The sequence below is a fragment of the Mesorhizobium kowhaii genome (assembly GCF_042431665.1).
GTDB lineage: Bacteria > Pseudomonadota > Alphaproteobacteria > Rhizobiales > Rhizobiaceae > Mesorhizobium > Mesorhizobium kowhaii.
On record NZ_JBHLYT010000202.1, the window covers coordinates 1 to 830 of the forward strand.

1 protein-coding gene is annotated in these 830 nt (G+C 60.4%); it reads right to left on the reverse strand.

The annotated features are described in order from the left end of the window. Nucleotides 1–807: calcium-binding protein (locus tag ACFFNA_RS39365; RefSeq protein ID WP_378925687.1), on the reverse strand; the 807-nt coding region annotated here is incomplete at its 3' end. Nucleotides 808–830 lie beyond the last annotated feature (23 nt).

The window sequence follows — 830 nt, forward strand, 5'->3', positions numbered from 1 at the left end:
GATCGTGTCGTGCTCGGCAAACGTCGAATCCGAGGCCGTGAAGATGCGGAAGATGTCGGCTTCCGTGCCACCGCTCAAATTGTCGGCGCCAGCTCCGCCGTCGAGCGTATCGGTGCCTGCACCGCCGCTGAGGTCATCGATACCGGCGCCACCGGAAAGCGTGTCCGCGCCATCATCGCCGGCAAGGTCATCATCCCCGCCGTTGCCGGCGAGCACGTCATCGTCGCCGCCGCCATGGAGTTCGTCGTGACCGGCATCGCCGTAGAGGAAGTCATTCCCAAGATCGCCAAACAGGATATTGAGCGCGGTGTCGCCATTCCCGAGCCCGTCCACACCGCCGACCAGGGTGTCAGCGTCATCGCCACCATGCAGCCTATCGGCACCCAGCCCGCCAACAAGCGTGTCTATGCCCTGGTCTCCGTTCAGGGTGTCGTCGTCGCCCTCGCCGTAGAGATAGTCGCCATCCAGGCCGCCACTCAACGTATCGATTCCGTCGCCGCCATAGATATGGTCACTGCCACCGAGACCGTCGACCGTGTCGTTGCCGCCGACCGAGTAGATGATGTCGTCGCCATCCGTGGCGGGCAGTGTCAGAGGCGTGTCGTCACCAGGTGTTCCGACAATCACCTTGAAATTGCCGTCTAGAAAATCTCCCTTCGTGAGCTGAATGGAACCATCCAGTTGGACGACCAGGTCGGTTCCGTCGAGTTCAAAATTGCTGTTGGTGTCAGCGTAGAGGTATGTGTGGCCGTTGAGTTCTTTCCACCATATCTGCGAAAAGCCTGGGCCGATGTCGTCTGCCTTCAAGACATGATCATCAGGTGTGACTG